Origin of the sequence: Companilactobacillus huachuanensis (assembly GCF_005404815.1) — a bacterium.
Classification (GTDB): domain Bacteria; phylum Bacillota; class Bacilli; order Lactobacillales; family Lactobacillaceae; genus Companilactobacillus; species Companilactobacillus huachuanensis.
Window position 1 is genome coordinate 1 of record NZ_BJDF01000001.1, and the last position, 21,350, is coordinate 21,350.

At 35.8% G+C, this 21,350-nt stretch carries 20 protein-coding genes and 1 rRNA gene; 15 read left to right on the top strand and 6 right to left on the bottom strand.

Features of this window, described 5'->3' with window-relative positions; translation table 11 throughout:
• Positions 1–108 precede the first annotated feature (108 nt).
• The 8 genes from rrf to FFM71_RS00040 all read left to right on the top strand — a co-directional run bounded on the left by rrf (position 109) and on the right by FFM71_RS00040 (position 6,964).
• Positions 109–225: ribosomal RNA gene (gene rrf / locus FFM71_RS00005) — 5S ribosomal RNA — on the top strand.
• 253 nt (positions 226–478) lie between these two features.
• Positions 479–976, top strand: a complete 498-nt coding sequence (locus FFM71_RS00010) for a DoxX family protein (RefSeq protein ID WP_137610130.1) — start codon at positions 479–481, stop codon at positions 974–976.
• A gap of 302 nt (positions 977–1,278) precedes the next feature.
• Positions 1,279–2,901 (top strand): helix-turn-helix domain-containing protein, encoded by a 1,623-nt coding sequence (locus FFM71_RS00015; RefSeq protein ID WP_223876449.1) that lies wholly within the window; start codon positions 1,279–1,281, stop codon positions 2,899–2,901.
• Positions 2,902–3,152: 251 nt separating this feature from the next.
• Positions 3,153–4,343, top strand: a complete 1,191-nt coding sequence (locus tag FFM71_RS00020) for an MFS transporter (protein ID WP_137610132.1) — start codon at positions 3,153–3,155, stop codon at positions 4,341–4,343.
• Between the two features lie 13 nt (positions 4,344–4,356).
• The gene (locus FFM71_RS00025; RefSeq protein WP_137610133.1) at positions 4,357–5,253 is read left to right on the top strand and encodes an alpha/beta hydrolase; all 897 of its coding nucleotides are present in this window, start codon (positions 4,357–4,359) and stop codon (positions 5,251–5,253) included.
• A gap of 9 nt (positions 5,254–5,262) precedes the next feature.
• Positions 5,263–5,739: a hypothetical protein gene (locus tag FFM71_RS00030; RefSeq protein ID WP_137610134.1), complete on the top strand. Its 477-nt coding sequence runs from the start codon at positions 5,263–5,265 to the stop codon at positions 5,737–5,739.
• On the top strand, positions 5,736–6,581 hold the full coding sequence (locus tag FFM71_RS00035; RefSeq protein ID WP_171000428.1) for a sulfite exporter TauE/SafE family protein: 846 nt from the start codon (positions 5,736–5,738) through the stop codon (positions 6,579–6,581). The genes FFM71_RS00030 and FFM71_RS00035 overlap by 4 nt, the downstream gene beginning before the upstream one ends.
• Positions 6,581–6,964 (top strand): DUF1634 domain-containing protein, encoded by a 384-nt coding sequence (locus FFM71_RS00040; RefSeq protein ID WP_137610136.1) that lies wholly within the window; start codon positions 6,581–6,583, stop codon positions 6,962–6,964. Before FFM71_RS00035 ends, FFM71_RS00040 begins: the two co-directional genes overlap by 1 nt.
• A 567-nt stretch (positions 6,965–7,531) precedes the next feature.
• On the opposite strand, the gene FFM71_RS00045 is transcribed toward FFM71_RS00040, so the two are convergent.
• Entirely contained in the window at positions 7,532–9,859 is a 2,328-nt protein-coding gene (locus FFM71_RS00045) for an L-type lectin family protein (protein ID WP_137610137.1), read from the bottom strand.
• Positions 9,860–10,111: 252 nt separating this feature from the next.
• Between FFM71_RS00045 and FFM71_RS00050 the strand changes: the two genes are divergently transcribed.
• Positions 10,112–10,552 (top strand): MarR family winged helix-turn-helix transcriptional regulator, encoded by a 441-nt coding sequence (locus tag FFM71_RS00050; RefSeq protein WP_137610138.1) that lies wholly within the window; start codon positions 10,112–10,114, stop codon positions 10,550–10,552.
• Between the two features lie 293 nt (positions 10,553–10,845).
• Here the strand turns inward: FFM71_RS00050 and nrdF are convergent, their stop codons facing one another.
• Genes nrdF through nrdH form a run of 4 tightly spaced genes read right to left on the bottom strand, consistent with a single transcriptional unit; the run spans position 10,846 to position 14,651 of the window.
• A complete protein-coding gene (gene nrdF, locus FFM71_RS00055) occupies positions 10,846–11,871 on the bottom strand; it encodes a class 1b ribonucleoside-diphosphate reductase subunit beta (protein ID WP_137610139.1) in 1,026 nt (341 codons plus the stop codon).
• Between the two features lie 15 nt (positions 11,872–11,886).
• Positions 11,887–14,058 carry a class 1b ribonucleoside-diphosphate reductase subunit alpha gene (gene nrdE, locus FFM71_RS00060; RefSeq protein WP_137610345.1) on the bottom strand — a complete coding sequence of 724 codons (2,172 nt, stop codon included), beginning with the start codon at positions 14,056–14,058 and terminating at the stop codon, positions 11,887–11,889.
• Positions 14,045–14,419: a class Ib ribonucleoside-diphosphate reductase assembly flavoprotein NrdI gene (gene nrdI / locus FFM71_RS00065; protein WP_137610140.1), complete on the bottom strand. Its 375-nt coding sequence runs from the start codon at positions 14,417–14,419 to the stop codon at positions 14,045–14,047. The genes nrdE and nrdI overlap by 14 nt, the downstream gene beginning before the upstream one ends.
• A gap of 1 nt (position 14,420) precedes the next feature.
• Positions 14,421–14,651, bottom strand: a complete 231-nt coding sequence (gene nrdH / locus FFM71_RS00070; protein ID WP_137610141.1) for a glutaredoxin-like protein NrdH — start codon at positions 14,649–14,651, stop codon at positions 14,421–14,423.
• A 269-nt stretch (positions 14,652–14,920) separates the two neighbouring features.
• On the opposite strand from nrdH, the gene FFM71_RS00075 reads away from it, so the two are divergent.
• Positions 14,921–15,547, top strand: coding sequence for an LVIS_2131 family protein (locus FFM71_RS00075; RefSeq protein WP_137610142.1), 627 nt, complete (start codon positions 14,921–14,923; stop codon positions 15,545–15,547).
• 412 nt (positions 15,548–15,959) lie between these two features.
• Here the strand turns inward: FFM71_RS00075 and FFM71_RS00080 are convergent, their stop codons facing one another.
• Positions 15,960–16,169 (bottom strand): DUF2187 domain-containing protein, encoded by a 210-nt coding sequence (locus FFM71_RS00080; RefSeq protein ID WP_137610143.1) that lies wholly within the window; start codon positions 16,167–16,169, stop codon positions 15,960–15,962.
• Positions 16,170–16,253: 84 nt separating this feature from the next.
• Between FFM71_RS00080 and FFM71_RS00085 the strand changes: the two genes are divergently transcribed.
• From FFM71_RS00085 to FFM71_RS00105, 5 genes are all read left to right on the top strand, one after another.
• A complete protein-coding gene (locus tag FFM71_RS00085) occupies positions 16,254–16,811 on the top strand; it encodes a guanylate kinase (protein WP_137610144.1) in 558 nt (185 codons plus the stop codon).
• A gap of 213 nt (positions 16,812–17,024) precedes the next feature.
• On the top strand, positions 17,025–17,738 hold the full coding sequence (locus tag FFM71_RS13535; protein ID WP_223876437.1) for a C40 family peptidase: 714 nt from the start codon (positions 17,025–17,027) through the stop codon (positions 17,736–17,738).
• A gap of 1,007 nt (positions 17,739–18,745) precedes the next feature.
• A complete protein-coding gene (locus FFM71_RS00095) occupies positions 18,746–19,573 on the top strand; it encodes a MurR/RpiR family transcriptional regulator (RefSeq protein ID WP_137610145.1) in 828 nt (275 codons plus the stop codon).
• A gap of 96 nt (positions 19,574–19,669) precedes the next feature.
• Positions 19,670–20,329 (top strand): ribose-5-phosphate isomerase A, encoded by a 660-nt coding sequence (locus tag FFM71_RS00100; RefSeq protein WP_137610146.1) that lies wholly within the window; start codon positions 19,670–19,672, stop codon positions 20,327–20,329.
• 2 nt (positions 20,330–20,331) lie between these two features.
• Complete coding sequence (locus FFM71_RS00105) at positions 20,332–21,312, top strand: Gfo/Idh/MocA family protein (protein WP_137610147.1); 981 nt, start codon at positions 20,332–20,334, stop codon at positions 21,310–21,312.
• The last annotated feature ends 38 nt before the right edge of the window (positions 21,313–21,350 follow it).

The following is a 21,350-nucleotide window of genomic DNA, read 5'->3' on the forward strand; positions in this document are numbered from 1 at the left end:
TAATAGATCGAGGACTTAATCGAGTAAAGAGTTTACAGCAGTTCGAAGTGATTCAAAATTTAATTCATTATTCTTAATATCTAGTTTTGAAGGTACGAGCGAAAATAGTGTGGTGGCGATAGTGAGAAGGATACACCTGTTCCCATGCCGAACACAGAAGTTAAGCTTCTCCGCGCCGAAAGTAGTTGGTGGGAAACTACCCGCGAGGATAGGGAGCTGCCACGCTAACATAAAGGGATTGACTTAGGTCAGTTCCTTTTTTCGTATCATTAAATAACTAAAAGAAGAACTGTTTATCTCCCTTCGGGATCATAAACGGTTCTTTTTTTATAACACAATACCCTCTTTCTTCCTATTATATAGACGTAATTTTCATTTTTATAAAGTAAATACATAATTAGTTATGAAAACTATGAAAATAAAAACAATTAGTTCTATAATAAGAAGGTTACTTATCACTTAAAAAGGGGAAATATCGATGGTACATTTTTTGCGTAATAATAAAATTGCTACAGTTATTTTAGCAATTATTAGAATTTACTTAGGTGTTCAATGGACACTTGCAGGTTGGGAAAAGGTTTCTGGCGGAGCAGCTGGAGCAGTTAAGGGTCTTGTAGCTAATGCAGTAAAGAACCCGGTTAAAGGTCCTGAGGGCAATGTTCTTTATCCTTGGTTCAACAGTATGCTTAGTGCCATCTTGCCACATTATAAGGGTATGAGTTTGATGGTTTCATGGGGTGAATTATTAGTTGGATTAGGCTTGATCTTCGGTTGTTTAACAACTGCTGCTGTCTTCTTTGGTTTGATGATGAACTTCTCATACATGTTAGCTGGAGCAATTTCTGTAAATCCACTTTACATTTTTCTTGAATATTTCATTATTATCGGTGGCTTCAATGCTGGTAAGATTGGTTTGGATTATTGGGTAATCCCTTGGATCAGAAAAAATATTTTTAAAAATAAAGCGACAATATAAAATTTTTAGATAAAATTAAAAAGAAACTGAAAAAAATTCAGTTTCTTTTTTTATTTTTATAAAAAAATATTTTTTCCGAATTACGGAACAAGCAGGCACTATACTTATTAAAAATAAAGCGTAAAATAACTTATTGGTATAGATAATAAATTATGTTCATATTTCGATAAATTTTCTGTCTATTTATTTAAGTAATGAAATATGGTAGGTTACTTATATGTAAATTTATTTACTATAATATAATTGTTTTAAAATAAGTTTGAATATATTCTGTTATTATGGAATTAATTGCATCTACGGGGGTGGAGTTCTTGGATAGTTTTACTGACCTATTTTTATCAAAATCAGAGATTGAAAAGATTCAATTATTTAACAAAATTAAATTAATTAGAACGACTCAATTAGCTAGTGCCGATTTAATCGGAACTTATCGTAGTCGTGATATCTTAGTTAAAGATATCAACTTACGTAAGGCTGCTTATCAAATGAATAAGAGTTATGGTAGTGTTTACAATACTTTCTTAGGAATCCAAGATGATTTCAAGAAAATTTTAAACAAAGAAAAATATAGTACTGAAGAAATGTTCAATGTAACACGTGATGCTTATCATGCGTATCTAACGACTAATTCTGACGGCTATCTATTCTTGGATGCCATTGTTAAGGACAAAGAGAGCTCATTTAAGCATTTTTACGAAACATTGGAAAGTAGCAAGGCAACTGTTTTGCGTCACTTAAAACCAATGAGAGGCTATTTAAAACGCTTTGGAGTTCGTATTGCTTATGAACCTATGCGCTTTGTCGGTGATGAAGAATCCATCCGTTTGGCTATCGCAGCATTGTACTGGAATGCTACTAGGGGATATGTCTGGCCATTTGAAGATTTTACGCAAAAAGTGGCTTTCAAAGTTGTTGATATTGCATTGGATAAATATCGTCTCAAACCAACTAACGATATTACTAAGATGTTTTACGCTTATGTAGTTATGTCACACTTATATCGGATCATTGACGGCAATCACGTGCAAAATATGGACGCATTGAATGTTATCAATTATCCTTTCCCTAATATTTTTGAAAGTGCTGGTTCAATGCTTGAAGGTGATACGGGCAGCAAGAAGGTTCGTGAATTGAAGCGTGCTATTAAGGAAGATGTTAGTTACGAAGAGCAAATGTTCCAATCAGCTGACTTTTATATTCTTTTGATGTGTGTTCCCGCAACCTTTGAAGTTTCTGAAGACTATCTTCAATCAGTTTCAAAGCAATTGGTTAGATATAATCCATTATTTGCTAACTTTATTGATGATTTCTTGGAACTTATTCCAATTGATATTGAACAAACTGTTTCAGATATGGCAATGTCACATTCTGAATTTTTGAGATATAAGTATAATTTAACAACATGTATTATCGGAGTGTTGGCACTTGATCATAATTACATTGAAATCTTGAATTTGTATTCTGGATTCGGTGATGCTATTAGTAAACTCAATGATGAAGGCTTAGAGAGTAAAATTTACTCAACGGTTCAACATTTGATGTTACGTGACAAGTATCAATCATTGACTGGCAAATCAAAGCAAATTTCTGAAGCAATTTATGCAATCGCCTATCGTTTCTTCTCACTGTATAACAAGAATATTCAAGTTAAGGTTTATCTGGAACTTGAATCATTCTTCTTGGTTTACTCTGATTTAGCAGTGACTCTTCAATCGTTGCCATATGCAAAAATCGTGAGTGATCCTAAAGAAGCTGATATTGTTGTTACTGCCAATAGCGCCAACCCACCAGAAGATGAAATGAAAAAAGATGTCTGTATTTATCGTTGGATGTATAACGGTGTCGATGGCCAAATGGGTGGCTTATTGAACTTGATTTATAAGATTTGGACTGAAGAAAAGGTTGATGAAAATCCAAATCTTTAATGAAAAGTGTTGCAACTATTTTCAGAATATATTATGATACACATTGTGCGATGAGTCGAGAGCCGTCGAATTTGGACGGCACTTATGAGGTAGGGTATCGAGCACTACTCACCGGATATGTGAGGGATATCTATAGGAAACTGCTGTGAACGGGGACCTATTTGCTCATCTTGAGTACTACCGACAAAAACCATGGATGATTTAAGCCATGGTTTTTTTATTGAAAAAAATACATAGAAGAGGTGAAAAGGATGCGCGCTCAAAGACTTTGGTTACTAATTTTGAATATTACTTTCAACTTAGTGATGGGATTTATTTTACCAGTGAATACAATATTCATTCACAAGAACTTACATGAATCATTAATAACAGCGGGATTTACTTTAATGGTTTATTCGGCCTTTATGATGATCGGTAATGCCCTAGGAGGGATAATGTTTGATCGTTTTTCAAAACGAGGAACATTATACATAGGTTATATTATTTCGATTCTCTCGCTATTAGGCATGTCATTTCACCATATATGGCCAACATATGCGATTATGCTGTTCATTTTAGGGTTCGGTATGGGATTAGTGTATACAGCAGTTAATGCTTATACGGCCTTCATTGCGGAACAAATGTCAGGAAACAGTCGAGTTATTTTTAATAATATGTACTTAGCTGCCAATATTGGAATTGCAATCGGTTCTACAGCCGTTGGATTTATTTTTAAGTGGAGCATCTTTTTCACTTTCTTCATTCCAATGTTACTATTCGTTGTTAGTGGCATTATTTTACTATTTAAAGCTAATTTATTGGATACAGTTCATGAACATGATGATTCTATTGGTAAAAGTTATTTAAGTAGCGATACAGTCGATCCCAAAATTGAGATCGGTGCGAGTCGCTTTAATGTAAATATGATTATTATTTGTGCTTCGATCTTTATCGTTTGGCTTGGTTATTCACAGTGGGACAGTAATTTGTCTGCTTATATGTTGAATCAAGGTTATACAACACGCGAGTATGGTTTGGTTTTCACGATCAATGCGGCTTCACTTTTGATTATTCAGCCAGTTATGAATCGGGTTGTTTCAAGAATTTTCAAATTATTAAAGTATCAAATTTTTATAGGAACAGTTATTATGGGATTATCATTCCTCTTGTTGCCAGGAGCTAAGTCATATCTAGCTTACGTTATGAGTATGTTAGTTTTGACTATCGGTGAGTCCATGGTTTTCCCAACGATTCCAGCTTTGTTGAGCAAAATGTCGACAAACAAGAATCGGGGAACGTTCCAAAGTTTCTATAGTATTTTTGGTTCACTTGGACGTGCCATTGGACCATATGCAGGTAGTTTGGTCGTTACCGCATTGTCATTCTCAAGTTTGTTTGTCGGAATAACAGTCTCAATGATCGTAGTTGCTGTAGCAATGATAGGTGTAAAAGAATTAGTATAAGTGAGGGAATATCATGATAATTATTTTGTTGATATTGTTATTACTAGTCGTTCTAATTCTGAACGCCTTTTTTTTATATGTTCAAAAAAGAGGTTCCAAAGCTTTAGGTTCAGAAGCTCCGAAAGTAAAAATGGATGACGGACTAGCAGAAGCAACGGAGACGTTTGTAAAGAGGCCTAAGCAGGCATGGCAGATTGAATCTAGTAATACGGGTAATCAACTGTATGGTTGGATGACGGACAATAACGATGATGTAACGGTAATCATGGTCCATGGGTTTGGAGTCGATCACACATCGTTAAATGTTCACGCTCAGTTATTCGATAAACTCGGTTGCAACGTTTTACAGATTGATAATCAAGCAGCCGGTAAGAGTGAAGGCAAATATCTAGGCTGGGGGTATTTGGAAAGTTTTGATGTTTTGGATTGGATAAAAAAGCTTTTATCTGAACGTCCAAATGATAAAATTATTCTATTTGGTGCTTCAATGGGAGCAGCGACGGTTATGTTAACATCACAGTATGAATTGCCGAAAAATGTTAAACTAATAATTGAAGATTCTGGGTACACGAGTGCGAATGATATCTTGAGTTATCACTGTCAGAAACGTTACCATATTAAGGGTAAATTACTGATTGGTGGAATTTCATTGATGTCGAAAATACGAGTTGGTTTTTCGTATCGGCAAACAGATTGTCGCGAGGCTTTGAAAAAGAATAAATTGCCAATGATGTTTATGCATGGTAAGAATGATTTGACCGTTCCTTTTGAAATGCGAGACGAGTTATCCACATGTGGACAATTCGAAAAAAGAACGTATGAAAGCCTTGGCATTCACATTCGGAGCTACTACATAGATTCAAAAAACTACCAGATGGCTGTGGAAAACTTTTTAGAAAAATACCTTTAGGAGAATAGTATGAAAATTAAAATTGCTGATTTTATGGAGAAAGTTCAAGAAGGAGAATTCAACCAAACTAGTGTTGATATTAGTAAGGATGATTTGCTGCAAGAAGACCTTTGGTCACTAAATAAAGCCAAGGAACAACTTGAAAAAGACGCTACCGATAATAAACTTTCTCAAATTATGATCCATGTGGCAGATGCTGGGTTCGAAATTGACTTTTATATAGAGACAGGAGTAATCAATTTGCCATTCGCAGATGCCAAGAAAGTCACTCATTTCTTCGATGATGACGCTGAGGCCGAAACAAAAATTTATCTTTCTACTAGTTGCGAATTTTTAAACGCATCCAAATTTCACATTGATTTAATTTCAGAAAATAACTTAAAAAATGATGAAATTAAACACACAATGGATATAATGAAAGAGAACTATGAAACTTCCGTAGAAAATTTTTCTAAGAAAGAGGAAGTAGAAAAAGAGGATAAATAATGAATTCAATGCTACTACTCCTAGTAATGGGAGTTGCAGCTGGAGTTCTTGGTGCAATCTTGGGGATTGGTGGCGGAATGATTATCACTCCGGTACTGACTATCATGATGGGTCTAGATATTAAGTATGCAATTGGTGCTAGTATCATCTCAGTTATTGCAACGAGTTCCGGCTCAACAATTGCTTATTTAAAGGATGATATGCTGAACCTTCGGGTTGCTATGTTTTTGGAAATTGCGACGACGGTTGGTGCTATTATGGGGGCCCTGTTAGTCGGAGTGTTCTCAAGTAATTTCTTATACGTCTTATTTGGATTCTTTTTACTGTATTCTTCATACAATATGATTCGTAAGTTATTCGATAAAAAGGGTGAAACCGTCTATACGGAAACGGGCGAAATCGTTGAAAAATTCAAACTTGCTAGTACCTACTATGACAAGGCTGAGCAAAAGCAAATTGATTATTCAATGAAAAATGTTCCAGGCGGATTCATCATGATGTGGGCTGCTGGTTTAGCTAGCGGTTTATTGGGGATCGGTAGTGGTGCTTTCAAAGTTATTGCTATGGACACTATTATGAAAATGCCTTTGAAACCATCAAGTGCAACAAGTAATTTGATGATGGGTGTTACCGCTGCTGCTAGTGCAACAGTGTACTTCTTCAATGGATCCATTCGACCTGATATTGCTGCACCTTTGGCAATTGGGGTTTTGGCTGGTGCCACAGTGGGTGCCCGTTTGATGCAAGTGTTGAAACCTCGAGTAATCAGAATGATCTTTATTCCTATTATTCTCTATATGGGTCTACAAATGGCTCTTAAAGGATTTGGGGTGACTATCTAATGCAATCACATGAAGAAACTCGAAAAGTTGAGTTAATCATCGGTCAAATTTTACGTATCGGCGTTATAACGTCTGCTATTGTTATCTTGATTGGTATGGGCTTGTACTTTATGAATGGTGCTGGTTATCCAACCGTTGTTCGAAATGGTCACTCAATGATTGATTTCCCACAACGCTTCTCGACAATTTTTGCGGGAATAGCAGAAGGTAAATCTTATGCCGTTATAATGTTGGGTGTCTTCTTATTAATCTTGACACCAGTATTGCGGGTTGTTGTTTCGATATATGCATTTTATAAAGAACACGATACTTTGTACGTTGTTATTACATCGATTGTTTTAGTTATTCTGATGTTTGCGATGTTCTTGGGTTATCGTAGTTAAGTATGCCGTTTCCAGAGCTGAGAGTATTCAATTGCTGCGCGGAACGACCCGGGACAAAGAGCGGACTCGTTCCTCGTGTTGAAGCAATAACGCCACTTTCGCTGCAAATGAATACTCTCAGCTCTTCCAACTAATTTGGTTTTTTAATTGAAGGAATTATAAAATGAAGATTTCTGATTATTTAAATAAATTAGCTCTAGGCCTGTAATAACAATCGTTAGATTAATTTTTCATCTTTCAACCTTCAGTTATAGGTAAACTATATAAAAAATGAGTTGTATCATACTTAAAGAACCGAATAATTAAGTATGATACAACTCATTTTTGTTAGTTTTAATATTTAACTAAAGGTTGAAGGCTTAGTTAGTATGCTGTTTCCAGAACTGAAAGCATTCAATTGTTGCACGGAACAGCCCGAGCCAAAGAGTGGTCTCGAATCTTCCAACTGATTTGGTTTTTTAATTGAAGGAATAATAAAACGAAAACTCTTGATTGTTTAAATAGATTAACGCTAGGTCTGTAACAACAACGGTCATATCACTTTTTCACCTTTTAGTTTTTAGAATTTTAAATGTTGGGAAGTGAATCTAACAGGATCCAATTGATTTTACCCTGATATTGCCCTTCGGGATTACCCTTTTTCATCGACAATAGAATACCGCTGTTGTTAGTCCAAGTATCTGTAATGTTCTTGGTCTGTGGTTCTTCAATATCTTTTGTATGGGTGGCAACACCAGTTGTATTGTTAAGAAGGTTATGGTCTTTTCCAGAAGGCTCACGATAGATTAAATTACCTTTTAATGGCGTTTTACCATTATTATTAAGTGTTAAATTCGTTGCATTAGCTTGTACGGACCAGTTGCTACCCTTTTCACGACTATCGACAACATCAATTTGCCAATTATTTAAACGAGGGATGATTTTATCTTCAAATGAACCATTTGTTGGTTTGAAAAAGACAGTATCTTGAATGTAACCAAAGGCTAATAATCCACCAACGCTTATCTGACGTGAGATGGTATTACTGGTGTTGCCAAGACTATCGGTAACATAGAAGGAGAGTGTGTTGATCTTGCTCAATTGGTCAGCACTGATAGGTAGGTTGAAATTTCCAGTAGAGTCGACAATTGTTCCTAAATTAGTAGTTATTCCATTTAATGTTTGATAAACATTCATTCTACTGTAATTGGGGGGTGAGCCACTACCGATATAAGTGACCTTACCAGGAACGTTAGTATCTTCATGTGGCTTTAAAGTGATTGGATTTGGAGATGAACTTTCCAAACTTAATAGGCGAGCGCGAATTTTAAAAGCCTGTGTATCAGCACCTGTAATCAAGTTGTCACCTTCAAATGACGCGTGAACTGAAGGAACGGTTAATTGAGTAGGTGCCTTGGCAATTGTATGGCCTTTTAATTCAATTTTAGCGTTACGACTATGAGAATCTAATCCTTCTGGTAGTAAGTATTCTAGTTGATTGTTCGTTACGTTTTCAAAAACCTCTGTTGGGATAGGACGGGGGTTTTTGTCGTTTGGAGAGTCAGGGTAGGTCACTGTTCCGCTAGTGAAGGTGACGTTATTAGGAACCTTCATTAATGCATTGATACCGTCCCAAGTTCTGGTCCAACCTTTGTAATTTAAGGAATAGGTGTATCTGATATCAGAGTTTGGATCGACTAACGTATTGCTGTTAGTAACTTCAGCACCACCTTGAGAATCATCATAGACGGCTGGTTTAGCATCAGCATCTACGAATGAGGGGATAGATTCAAAGACAATTAAGTTATTTTGATAATTCTTACCAGTTGATCCTGTGAAGCCCCAGTATAATTTTTTATTCTCGGCTGTTATGCCTAATTGAGTTAAATTAACATTGTAGGATTCCTTAGCTTGGGGTGTCAAAGGAGCGCCTGTTGTAGGATTTTTGTCATTATAAGCATATGACAGATTACCACTAGTATCGTTTACTGGAGTCCATTTAATCGTTATATGGTGCCATGCACTGTCAACTAGATTTGTGGGTGGGTAATTATAACTCGAAAATATATATGGAGATGGGTAATTATCCATAGAGTGATTCATAGTGAAGTAGTTTCTACCATAATTGCCTACTCCGTTAGTATATGTTTTTGGATCGGCAGGGTATCCAGCTGCGATGTGTTGATCAGGACGTTGAATATTTAAAATATTATTGTCAAAAGTATTACCTTCACCGGTAATATTACGTGCCTCAAAATTGGTGAAAGTATCAAATTCTAGAGCCCAGCTGTTTTGGATTGCTGTTTTTGATAATTGATCAGATTGGTTATTTCTAACTTGCCAATCCGCCCCCCAAACACCTAGTGACTGTCCGTTAACAGGAATACCGTCTTTAGAAAGGGCAATGGCATTATCACCGTTAGGATCATTATGAAGAACAAATGCCATGCCATCAGCAGGAGTAACCCCACTAACTTTACCGAAATAAATCCACATAGAGGCTATTTGTTCATGGGTAGTATCGAAGTAATTATCATTGGTCATATTTCCCCAAACAGCCCCAGTTTGCCAAGTGGCATTCGTCATTTGGATGACACTAGTATTGGGATTAACAGGGTTAGTTGATTGAGTTATTTTTGCATTATTAACTCGACTGGCATTTGCAGTTACCAATGAATTACTATTGTTACCAAGATTAGTACCGTTAGCTTTTCGATTCTCAAAAGCTTTAGCAAAGTCAGCAACGGTAAAATCGTCATCTCTCCAAGTTAATCCTTTAGGAGTAGTAGCTAGAGCGTTCTGAAAATCCTGATTGGTATCAGCTGCATAGACTTTGGTAGTCAAATGATTATTGGATAATAAAATTATTCCGAAACAAATAAGTGTTATTTTTTTGAAAATATTAGAATTTTTCATAAAAGCCCCTCATGCGCGCAATTCCTTATACACTTGAAGTTTACCAAATAAAGAGATGGCGTACACGTAATAAAAGAGTTAAGTCCATTGTATTTTTATATAAAATAAATAATAAAATGTTGTAAATATTAATAATTAATATAATGAAGCAAAACTGATTTACTTATTGGGTTGTGCAAAATAGAATAATTTACAATTGAGTTTGAAAAGCATAGAATACATGGTAAATACGGTATTAAAGGAGGCAACAAGATGTTTGTAGATACGAGTCAGCCCCTTCCTTTGGACGATCATTTATGTTTCTCACTTTATGCAACATCACGTGCCATTCAAAAGTTGTATCATGACGGCTTGAGTGCGAATGGCATCACATATCCACAATACCTAGTACTTGTAGCACTGTATCAATATAAAGAATTGTCAGTCAAGCAGATGGGTGAATTATTGGCACTCGATTCGGGTACTTTAACGCCATTATTAAAACGTCTCGAACATGAGAATTTGGTGGTTCGTCAGAGAAGCAAAACAGATGAACGGGTAGTTAATGTTCATTTGACCGAAGAAGGTCTCAAGAAACGAGAAGCAGTGAAGGATTTGCCTAAAGCATTAGTTAGTAAAAGTGGTTTTACGCAAGAAGAATGGGACAGTTTAGAAGGTCTCACTAAAAAGTTGTTTAATAATATCACTAAGTAAATTATGGTTTGAAATTGATTTCTCAGACATTAAGACAAAAAGAGACACTGTAATCCAAAATTGGATGGATTACAGTGTCTCTTTGATTTGATTCCAACAATAGTCTTGTCGCACACTCTGTTTATTAATTGATATTTTTATCAGAATGTCTTGAAAAATTTTTGTCGTAAATTTATTTAACTGCACAATTTATACCTAAAGATATTTCTTAGTCATTGCCAAAAAAAAAAAGATGGTTCTGAATCGAATTTATTCGATTCAAAATCATCTTTTTGAATTGTAGTAAATCAGCTCTACTTCAATTTCTTAACTTTATCAAACAATGAATTACCATCAGGTGTCTTGTTGTCACCAGTACGTCCAATATCATAATCGGAATCCTGCATGGCTTCAACTTTACCCATCAAGTAACCATTACCAACTTGTGAGAAGAAGTCATGGTTACTTGTACCGGTTGAGATACCGTTCATAACGATAGGATTGACATCTTCAGCGTTACCATCAGGGAAGAGCGGCTCTTGACCAAGGTTCATTAGTGCTTTGTTAGCGTTATAACGAAGGAATACTAGGACTTCATCGACCCAGCCAACTTCTTTATACAATTCACGGGTGTATTTCTCTTCATTATCGTAAAGAGTGTAGAGTAAATTGTACATCCAATCTTTCATCTCAGCTTTTTTGTCGTCACTCAATTCGTTAAAACCAAGTTGGAATTTATAACCGATATAAGTTCCATGGACTGATTCATCACGAATGATCAACTTGATGATTTCAGCAACGTTAGCTAATTTGTTGTTACCAAGATAATAGAGTGGTGTATAGAAACCAGAGTAGAATAGGAAACTTTCTAGGAAAACACTGGCAACTTTCTTTTGAAGTGGTTCACCATTTTGATAAATATCATTGATAAACTTAGCTTTCTTTTGCAGATATTCGTTGTGGTCGGTCCAGTCGAATATCTCTTCAATTTCTTCAGCGCTGTTTAAGGTACTAAAAATTGAAGAGTAACTCTTAGCGTGAACTGATTCCATAAATTCAATGTTATTGAAAACAGCAGTTTCGGCCTGGGTACGAGTGTCCTTTAACATTGCTTGAATACCATCTTGTGACTGCAATGTATCCAAGAGTGTTAAACCACCAAAGACGTGTCCGACAACAGTATGCTCAGCAGAATTCAAAGTGCGCCAATCGTCTAAATCGTTTGAAAGAGGGATTCTGGTATCCAACCAAAATTGAGAAGTTAGCTTTTCCCAAGTTTCCTTATCGATTTGGTCTTCTAGTTTATTCCAGTTCATTGATTTGTAATATGTATCAACCATTATAAAAAATTCCTCCTAGATTGAGCAGCTTTCACACTCGTTACTGCCAATTTCATCATTATTCTCAGTAAATGTTCTGACATAATAAAGTGATTTGATACCTTTGTAATAAGCGTAGTTCCGTAAAATACTTAGGTCACGTGTTGTTTGTTTAGTCTCGTCAGCAGCTTTCCATTCGTATAATCCAGCTGGAATTTCAGAGCGCATAAATAAAGTCAAACTCATACCTTGGTCAATGTGTTCTTGAGCTGAAGCGTATGTATCGATAACTTTACGCATATCAGTGTCATAAGCTGATTTGTAATATTTGATTGTGTCGTTACTCAAGAAAGGTGCTGGGAAATATAATTTACCATTTTTCTTTTCTTGTCTTTCTTCAACTAAACGTGTAACAGGTTGCAAGCTGGCACTAGTGTTGTTGATGTAAGAAATTGATCCGGTAGGGGCAACTGCCATTCGATAGGCGTTATAAAGGCCATCCGTCATAACGTTACTCTTTAATTCGGCCCAGTCTTTTTCTTCAGGAATAAAGATGCCATCGAAAAGATCCTTAACATTCTGTAATTTTGGAGCGTAGCTATTTTCGAGATACTTGTCGAAGTAAGTTCCGTCAGCGTATTTAGATTTGTCAAAGTTAGCAAAAGTTTCATGACGATCTTTCGCAATATTATTACTCTCAACCAAAGTCCAGTAATTTAGCAACATGAAGTAGACGTTGATGAATTCAATTGCCTCAGGTGAGCCATATTCGAGATGATGGCAAGCCAAAAAGGTATGTAGTCCCATAGCGCCCAAACCGATTGCGTGGCTCATCTTGTTACCATTAGCAACTGGAGGGACAGATGTGATGTTTGAAGCGTCACTGACAAATGTCAAAGCTCTAGTCATCGAACGAATCGATTGACCAAAATCAGGACTTTGCATCATGTTCAAAATGTTAGTTGAACCGAGATTACAACTGACATCAGTTCCCAATTTAGTATATTCTTGAGCATCATTTAATGCAGAAGGAATTTGAACTTGTTGAATTTCAGTACATAAATTACTCATGATGATCTTACCGTCGATAGGATTGGTGCGGTTAACAGTATCGATATTTAGGACATATGGATAGCCAGATTCTTGTTGAAGCTTACTTATTTCATCTTCAAGTTCACGGGCATCAATCTTGTATTTCTTGATACGATCATCTTTGACCATATTGTCATATTCTTTAGTAATGTCGATGTATGAGAATGGTTTGCCATAAACACGTTCGACTGAATAAGGACTAAATAGATACATTGGTTCATTATTACGAACTAATTCATAATATTTATCTGGTACGATGACACCAAGGGAAAGAGTTTTGACACGAATCTTTTCGTCAGCATTTTCTTTTTTAGCAGATAAGAATTCAATGATATCGGGATGGAAAACATTCAAATAAACGGCACCAGCACCTTGTCTTTGGCCAAGTTGGTTACTGTAACTAAAACTATCTTCCAATAATTTCATAACGGGTAAGACACCAGATGATGAATTGTCGATACCTTTGATTGGTGAACCAGATTCGCGCAAGTTCGATAGGGTAATGCCGACACCACCACCGATACGTGAAAGTTGTAAGGCACTATTAATAGTCCGACCAATACTGTTCATGTCATCAGTAACTTGAAGTAAGAAACAAGAAACATATTCACCACGACGCTTGCGACCGGCATTTAAAAATGATGGTGTAGCGGGTTGATAACGCTGAGCAATCATTTCAGTTGCCAAACTCTTAGCAAGATCTTGGTCACCGTCGGCATATAAAAGGGCATTAAAAAGGATTCTCATCTCATAGTTTTCAAGATAATAGTTACCATCATTAGTTTTTAAGGCATATTGGTTGTAAAACTTATAGGCTGCCATGAATGATTGAAATTCAAAATGTTGGTCTAACAAATGTTGATAAAGACTTTCAATAAATTCAATTTCATACTTGTCGATAACTGATTTTTCAATGAAGTCACCCTTGATCAAATAATCGAGGTGGTCTTGGAAAGTATCAAACTTCATCGTATTAGGTTTCACATTTTCGTTAAAGAACGCTATAACGGCTTCTTTATCTTTGTTTAGTGGAATCCTGTCATCTACGGGGATGTTGATTTCGTTATTTAATTTAAAATAACTAAGCTTAGTTGCATCGAGGTTATTTAATCCCAATTTCATTCACTACTTTCTGAAAGTTTTCGACATCTTTTTGGGTACCATTGAATTCGAATTCAAAGACAACAGGCACATTTAAACCAGCGGCGATATCCTTAGCCGTATGATTATAGAGCGTATTGAAGTTACGATTGCCACCACCGGCGATACCGACACAGTTCTTGGCATTATCTTCATATTGTAGAAAATCAATTACAGGGTCCATCATATCGTCGTCATAAGCAGGCACAATAAGAATAAATGGCCGACCCATTTGATAAAAAGGATCGGCATCGGTAATTTCATATCCATCTATTCCAAGCTTATTAACAAAACGCTTGGTTTGACCAGTAATTGAATAATAAGCTAACTCTTTCATATTAGTCTACGAGCTCCTTTAGACTATCTGGACGAAAACCGACGATTGGGTCCATAGCTGAATTCATAACGACAGGGACACTTTGGAATCCTTGTTGTTTAAGAGTAGATAGATATTCAGGGTCTTGATTGATATTTCTTTCTTCAAAAGGAACGTTGTGTTCTTTAAGATATCTCTTAGTCATTTTGCATTGCATGCAGTTATTTTTGCTATATACGATTACGTTGTTCATGTTATTACTTCCTCTCAAGTGCTATTCTCAATTAGTATAATCATTTGAAATCTGAAACACAATATATTGTATTCGATGTAACGGTCAATACACGATATAGCGTGGTTATGCTATCATTATAAAAAGCCGACAAACGTATGTACCCACACATTTTTTGGCGTATCGCATCTCAATTTTAAATAATTTTTCGATTCGTGGTAAAATTAGCGTAATAACTATTATAGAGTTATGAAGTGTTTAAGACAATTAATTTTAGTTGGGAGAAAACTATGAGTTCTTGGAATTTTGTGGGAATTATTGCATGGGTTATTGTAATTGCATTATTGGTCTTCGTAGTATTTAATATTAGAAATCGTCATTTAAAAATCTTAGTAGTAAAAAAAGGGAAAATCACAGGAACAACTGTTTTATTGGATTTCGTTGAGATCTTAGTCGTTATCTTTGCTGTCAGTGGCTTATTATATACAAGCTTGTTTACGAAGGTTGATTTGACCGATAAAAGTGAAGTTGTTGTGTCATATAAGTACAATCCAATGATTGTTCAGACAACTAATGACGGTCAAGGGTACTATGTCAAGATTGATAAGAAAGAATCCAATACAGCGACAGATGTCTATCAATATTGGGTAAATAATTCGACGTATACAGTTTCAAGTCAAAATGCCACAATTTCAGATGCGACATTGCCATTTACTGTATCTGGCTTGCATTTGAATTGGCCTATGAAGAAAATTAAAAAGTATGATAATAAGTATCAAGATGCTTATGTTATTACTGTTCATGCTAAATATAAGAACAACTTTATCAATGGGTTAGGATTAAAAGCTAATCATTATGCAATGGAATATCGAGTTTTAAGAGTTCCAGCACGTTCGTTTATTAATGTTGAAAAATAAAGTTCCTCTCTGTGATTAGGGATTGGATTGGCCGTTTCCAGAGCTGAGAGTATTCAATTGCTGCGCGGAACGGCCCGAGCCAGAAAGCGGTCTCGGACCTCGGTTGAAGCCTCGCAAAACCCGCGAGTCTTCAACACGCCCGGTGGTGTAATTGCTGAAGCAATAACGCCACTTTCGCTGCAAATGAATACTCTCAGCTCTTCCAACTAGTTTATTTCTTTAATGGTGGGAACAATGAAACGAATACTTATGATTATTTAAATCTGGCTTTAAATAATTAAACCATAGTCTTAAAAATGTAGCCGTATTTTAAGTGATGTTTTTGAAATAAACTGACATCTGTAGGTTGCATTATATATGTATAAAACAAAAGAAGCTGATCACTTTATATGACCAGCTTCTTTTTATGAAATTATTTAGCTTTTTTGATTTTCTTGATACTTACAACGATTTTGTTATTTAATTCTGTTTTATTAGTATTGTCTTTAGGATCGTTTTGGACAATTTCCATCAAAGCTGAATGTTCGTAAATTTTTTCAACTTTTCCTTGGAATGGGTAATCCATATCTTCATCAACGGAGCAATCGTAAACAGTACCAACTTGTAAGTCTTCTATTTTCATAGTTAAATTCTCCTCGGATTAATTACTTAACAGACTAGTATAATAATATAGTAGAAGAAATATTTCAAACATAGGAGTCCTATAATGGATAAAAAAATTATTGTTATCACTGGAGCAAGTGGAACTGGGAAAACAACAATTAGTAAATATTTGCAAGATACCTATCATATACCGAGTGTTATAACTCATACTACTAGATTACCACGTGTGGGCGAAAAAGATGGCAAAGACTATCATTTTGAGACGAAAGATAGCTTTTTAAAGAATCATTATCTTGAACGGGTTGAGTTTAGTGGTAACTGGTATGGATCTTCTGAAGAAAGTCTCAATAAAACTTGGGAAAAATATGATGCTGCAAGTATTGTTGTCGATACTAAGGGAGCAATTTCTTATAAAGAGAAGTATGGTGACCAGGCTGTTGTCATTTTTCTGGAAGTAGATTTGGATACTGTGACGAAACGTTTAGCTGGTCGCGGGGATGATATCAATCGATTAAAAGCTCGAATTAATAGTGATGAATTCCATCGAGATCTCAATATTCCGAGTGAATTAAGGGGTAAATGTTATAAAATTACTAATAATAACATAGAAATAACTAAGGAAAGCGTTAACAAAATACTGAATATTGAAAAAATCAATTAAAATGACTTTTCACAATAAAGCTCTAACTGCTGGTATATATGCAGTTAGAGCTTTATTACTTTGTGAACTACAAAGTGTAACATTCTTATACAATTGCTGTAACATTTCTGCAATATTCAGAGAGTAATATAGTCAACGTTGAGTGATAAGAAATTAATAATTAAGAAAAATTTAAAAAATAAAAAAAACAAACCACTACGGGGGATTTCAATTTTGAATACTAACGTTAAAAAGAGTCTTATTTCATTTACAGCTGCTGCTGCTTTGGCAGTTACAGGTTTAGGTCTATCAAACGCTTCTACAACAAAGGCTGCTTCACAAGTTCTATCTGATGCACCTTCAGCTGTACGTACAAAGACAACTGCAGCACTTTACGCAACACCATCATCAGATAGCAAAAATTCTGGTCGTGCATTGTCAGCTAATACAGCTTGGGCTGTTGGCCAAGCAGTTAAGGATGATCAAGGCAACACATGGTATCTTGTAGGTGCAAGTGAATGGGTTAACGCTAGTGACGTTACAGATATGGCTGCTGTTACAGAATCAGCTTCATCATCAGATACTGCCGCAACTTCTGACAGTGTTATCAGTACTGCTAAACAATACTTAGGTACACCATATGTATGGGGTGGTAAGACACCTTCAGGCTTTGACTGTTCAGGTTTCACATCATACGTATACAAAGAAGCAACTGGTAAGAGCATTGGTTCATATACAGTAGCTCAAGAAAGTGCCGGTACACAAGAAGCAGTTTCTCAAGCATCAGCTGGAGATCTATTATTCTGGGGTAGCAAAGGTTCAACTTACCATGTAGGTATCTACTTAGGTAACAACCAATACATCGCTGCACCACAACCAGGCGAATCAGTTAAGATTTCAACAATCTCAGGTTACTTCATGCCTTCATTCGCTGTTAAAGTTCTATAATACACATTCAAAATTAAAATCATTCACGTTGGACTGTCCGAAAGAAAAGGGCAGTCCTTTTTTTGTTTGTATTTTTAAAAATGCCGCTTCCGGGTGACAGTTATGGAGTCGCTATGGGACCGGTTCGAGCCTGGGGTGCGGTCTCGAACCTCGATTTTGAGCCGAAAACCGCGTCTCAAAAGTCGTCCTGTGGAGTAAGAACGAGAAAAGCGCTCGTCCTAACTCCACCTTCATAGCAGACTCCATAACTGTCACCCGGAAGCTAGGTTGTAAAATGATTTTGTCCTTTGACCTTCTTTAATGTATCTGATGGAATTTAAGGATATTTGTATATATCTTTGAACGCATAAGGTCAATATGATTCAATTAGTTTAAGTAAATATAAGGACTATTTTTATACACTGCAACTAAAAATGAGTCGGAGGAACTGGGGACAAGGATTCGCCTGCTGTGGGTGTGGCGTTAGAGCTTTAGCTCTTACGCCACCGGGCGAGTTTGGAGACTTACCGTATGGTAAGGCTTCAAACCGAGATTCGAGACCGTACCTCAGGCTCGAATCGGTCCGCATAGCAGGTGAATACTTGTTCCCAGTTTCGGAGAAGAAAACCGAATTCACCAATTCTTCATAATTTGTTATAAATTAATTCGTATTTTAACGTTATTATTTAAACATAGTCAAAGAGAGGAAGAGGTGAATCAATGAAAAGATAAAGCCCCAAATAGAGACAACCCTTTAAAAAGATAATTATTGAAAACAATGAATAGAAATAACCCCCTTAAAACATATATACAAATAAAATTTAATCCCCTATAAATAAACTTAAACTTCATATATCTCCCCCCTAATAGATAAAGAAGTTAAATGAAAGATAACTACTCCCCCGTAGTTGATCTTAAAAAAGAAAGAAGTTGATATTTATCATACTATTAAATATCGCATCAGCCTGCTTACTAGCGGGCTTTTTTGTTGTCTAAAATTTGATAGAATAGTGAATAGAGGTAAAACTATGCAAAATATAATTGATATCATTTATAATAAATTACCAAGAATGTCTAAGACTGATAGAAAAATTGCTCAAGTTGTCTTAATACAACCTAAGGCCGTAGTTGATTTTACGATTTCTCAACTTGCACAGACAGCTGCTGTAAGTGAAGCATCTGTTTCACGCTTTTGTAAAAATTTGGATATTAATGGCTTTCACCAGTTAAAAACTCGATTAGCGCAGGTTTCAACAAATGAAAAAGCAGAAGTGACAATTGATAATGATGTACAAAAAAATTTGAATAATATTGCATATAATAAGAATATTGAAATTAATAATACTTTAAAGAGATTAGATACTGACGAACTTAATCATGTATTGAAGGTTATTAAGAAGGCTCGTTTGATTCAGGTGGTTGCAGAAGGGAATACTTATCCAGTTGCAATTGATGCGGTTTATAAATTCAATCAAATTGGATTATTAGCGATTAGTGATGCAACTTTTGAAACGTCATTAGCCCAAACTTTAAATATGGATCAACAAGATATTTTAATTATTATTTCTAATTCAGGTGAATCTAGATCCTTGATGAAACAATTAGAAGTCGCCCAGAAGCAACAAATCAAGGTTATAGCAATTACTAATCGTGAAGATTCACCTATTGCTCAAAAGGCCGATTTTCATCTAAAAACCTATGTCCGTGAACAAATCTTTCAATCAGAATATTATTTCTCCAGAATAGCTGCCTCAACTTTGATTGAAGCAATTTTTCTACTACTTATTGGTAAAGATAGCCACACTTTAGACAAAATAGCTCGTCATGAAGAATTAATTTCTGATCGTAAAATTTAGTATCCTGCTTGACAGGATATTTTTTTTGTCTTATTATGAAAATGAATTTCAGATAATTAATAAATATGAAAATATATTTCTTATGAGGACGCAAACATGGAAAAATTAATCGAATCGGCGATAACAATGATCAAACCTGGGATGACTGTTAGTTTTGGTGGCGGTAGAACAGTTGGGCGTTTGATTCATGCTTTGGATACGTCAGCTATTAGGGTGTCAAGTCCTTCGGAACAGACTATAGGGCTTTGTCAGGAACTGAATATCCCTGTTGTACCTTTGGAACAAGTAACAAAATTTGATTTGGCTTTTGACGGCTGTGACAGTATCGACCAGAATTTAAATGTATTGAAGAGCAATGGTGGGATTCATACTTTTGAAAGACTATATGCTAACTTGGCGGATCGTTACATCATCATGGCTCCGATGGAACGTTTTACGACAGAATTAAACCCTCAAGTGCAGTTAGCACTGGAAGTTTTGGAGTTGGCTATTCCGCAAGTTATAAGGGTAGTTGAACAATTAGGAGGCCAAGCTAAAATTCGCCAGTCACAAGATATGGCTGGCATGGTCCGTACACCTAATGGCAATGGATTAGTTGATTGTAATTTTGAAAGCTGGTCAGAAATTGATTCAATAAATGAGAGATTGGCAATAATGACAGGAGTTTTGGGAACATCATATTTCAAAGATGTAGTAACCGATGTTCTTTTAGCAACAGATGCGGATGTAAAACATATTAAGAAAGAAGATTTGTAATTATGACAAAATATAATTGGGGAATGATTGGAACAGGTTGGATTGCACATGAAATGGCTGATGCTTTGAACGTGGTCAACGGTGAAATTTATGGTGTATCTGATATGAATGCTGAACAAATGGCCAAATTTGCTGCTGAAAAAGGTATCAAACATCAATTTACGGACCCAAGTGAGATGATCAATGATCCAGATATTGACGTAATTTATATTGCAACACCACATACTTATCATTATCAATACATTAAAGAGGCTCTAAACGCAGGGAAAAATGTCTTCTGTGAAAAAGCTATCACGGTCAACGCTGAACAATTCGATGAAGTTCAAGCTTTAGCCGCTAAAAAACACTTGGTTTTAACCGAAGGTTTTACCTTATTACACATGCCCCTTTATGCTCAAGTTAAGCAGATGGTTGCTGATGGTAAAATTGGTCAAGTCAAATTAGTTCAAGTAAACTTTGGCAGCTTGAAAGATTATGATCCCAAAAATCGCTTCTTCAATAAAGAATTAGCTGGTGGGGCATTGCTGGATATTGGTGGTTATGCAACGGCCTTTGCCAGAAGTTTTTTAAGTAAACAACCAACCAATATTTTGACAACTGTAAAGTATTTTGAAACAGGAGTTGATGAGCAATCTGGGATTATTTTGAAAAACGATGACGAACAGATGGCAGTTATGGCTTTGTCAATGAGAGCCAAACAACCAAAACGAGGTGTTATCTCTGGAACTAAGGGTTATATTGAAATTAGCAATTATCCAAGAGCAACTGAAGCTGATATAACGTACACTATTGATGCTCATACCCAAACTACTGATAAGATTGTTGCTGGTGACGATAAGAAGGCTCTCCAATATGAGGTTAGCGACATGCAAAGATATATTGATAACGGGCATGATGATGGACAGTTGGCCTTATCGCATGATGTTGCACATATTTTGAATGATGTCAGAAATGATTGGGGCATGAAATATCCATTCGAATAGGCAATAGGCCGTCTCCAGGGCTGAGAATATTCACTTGC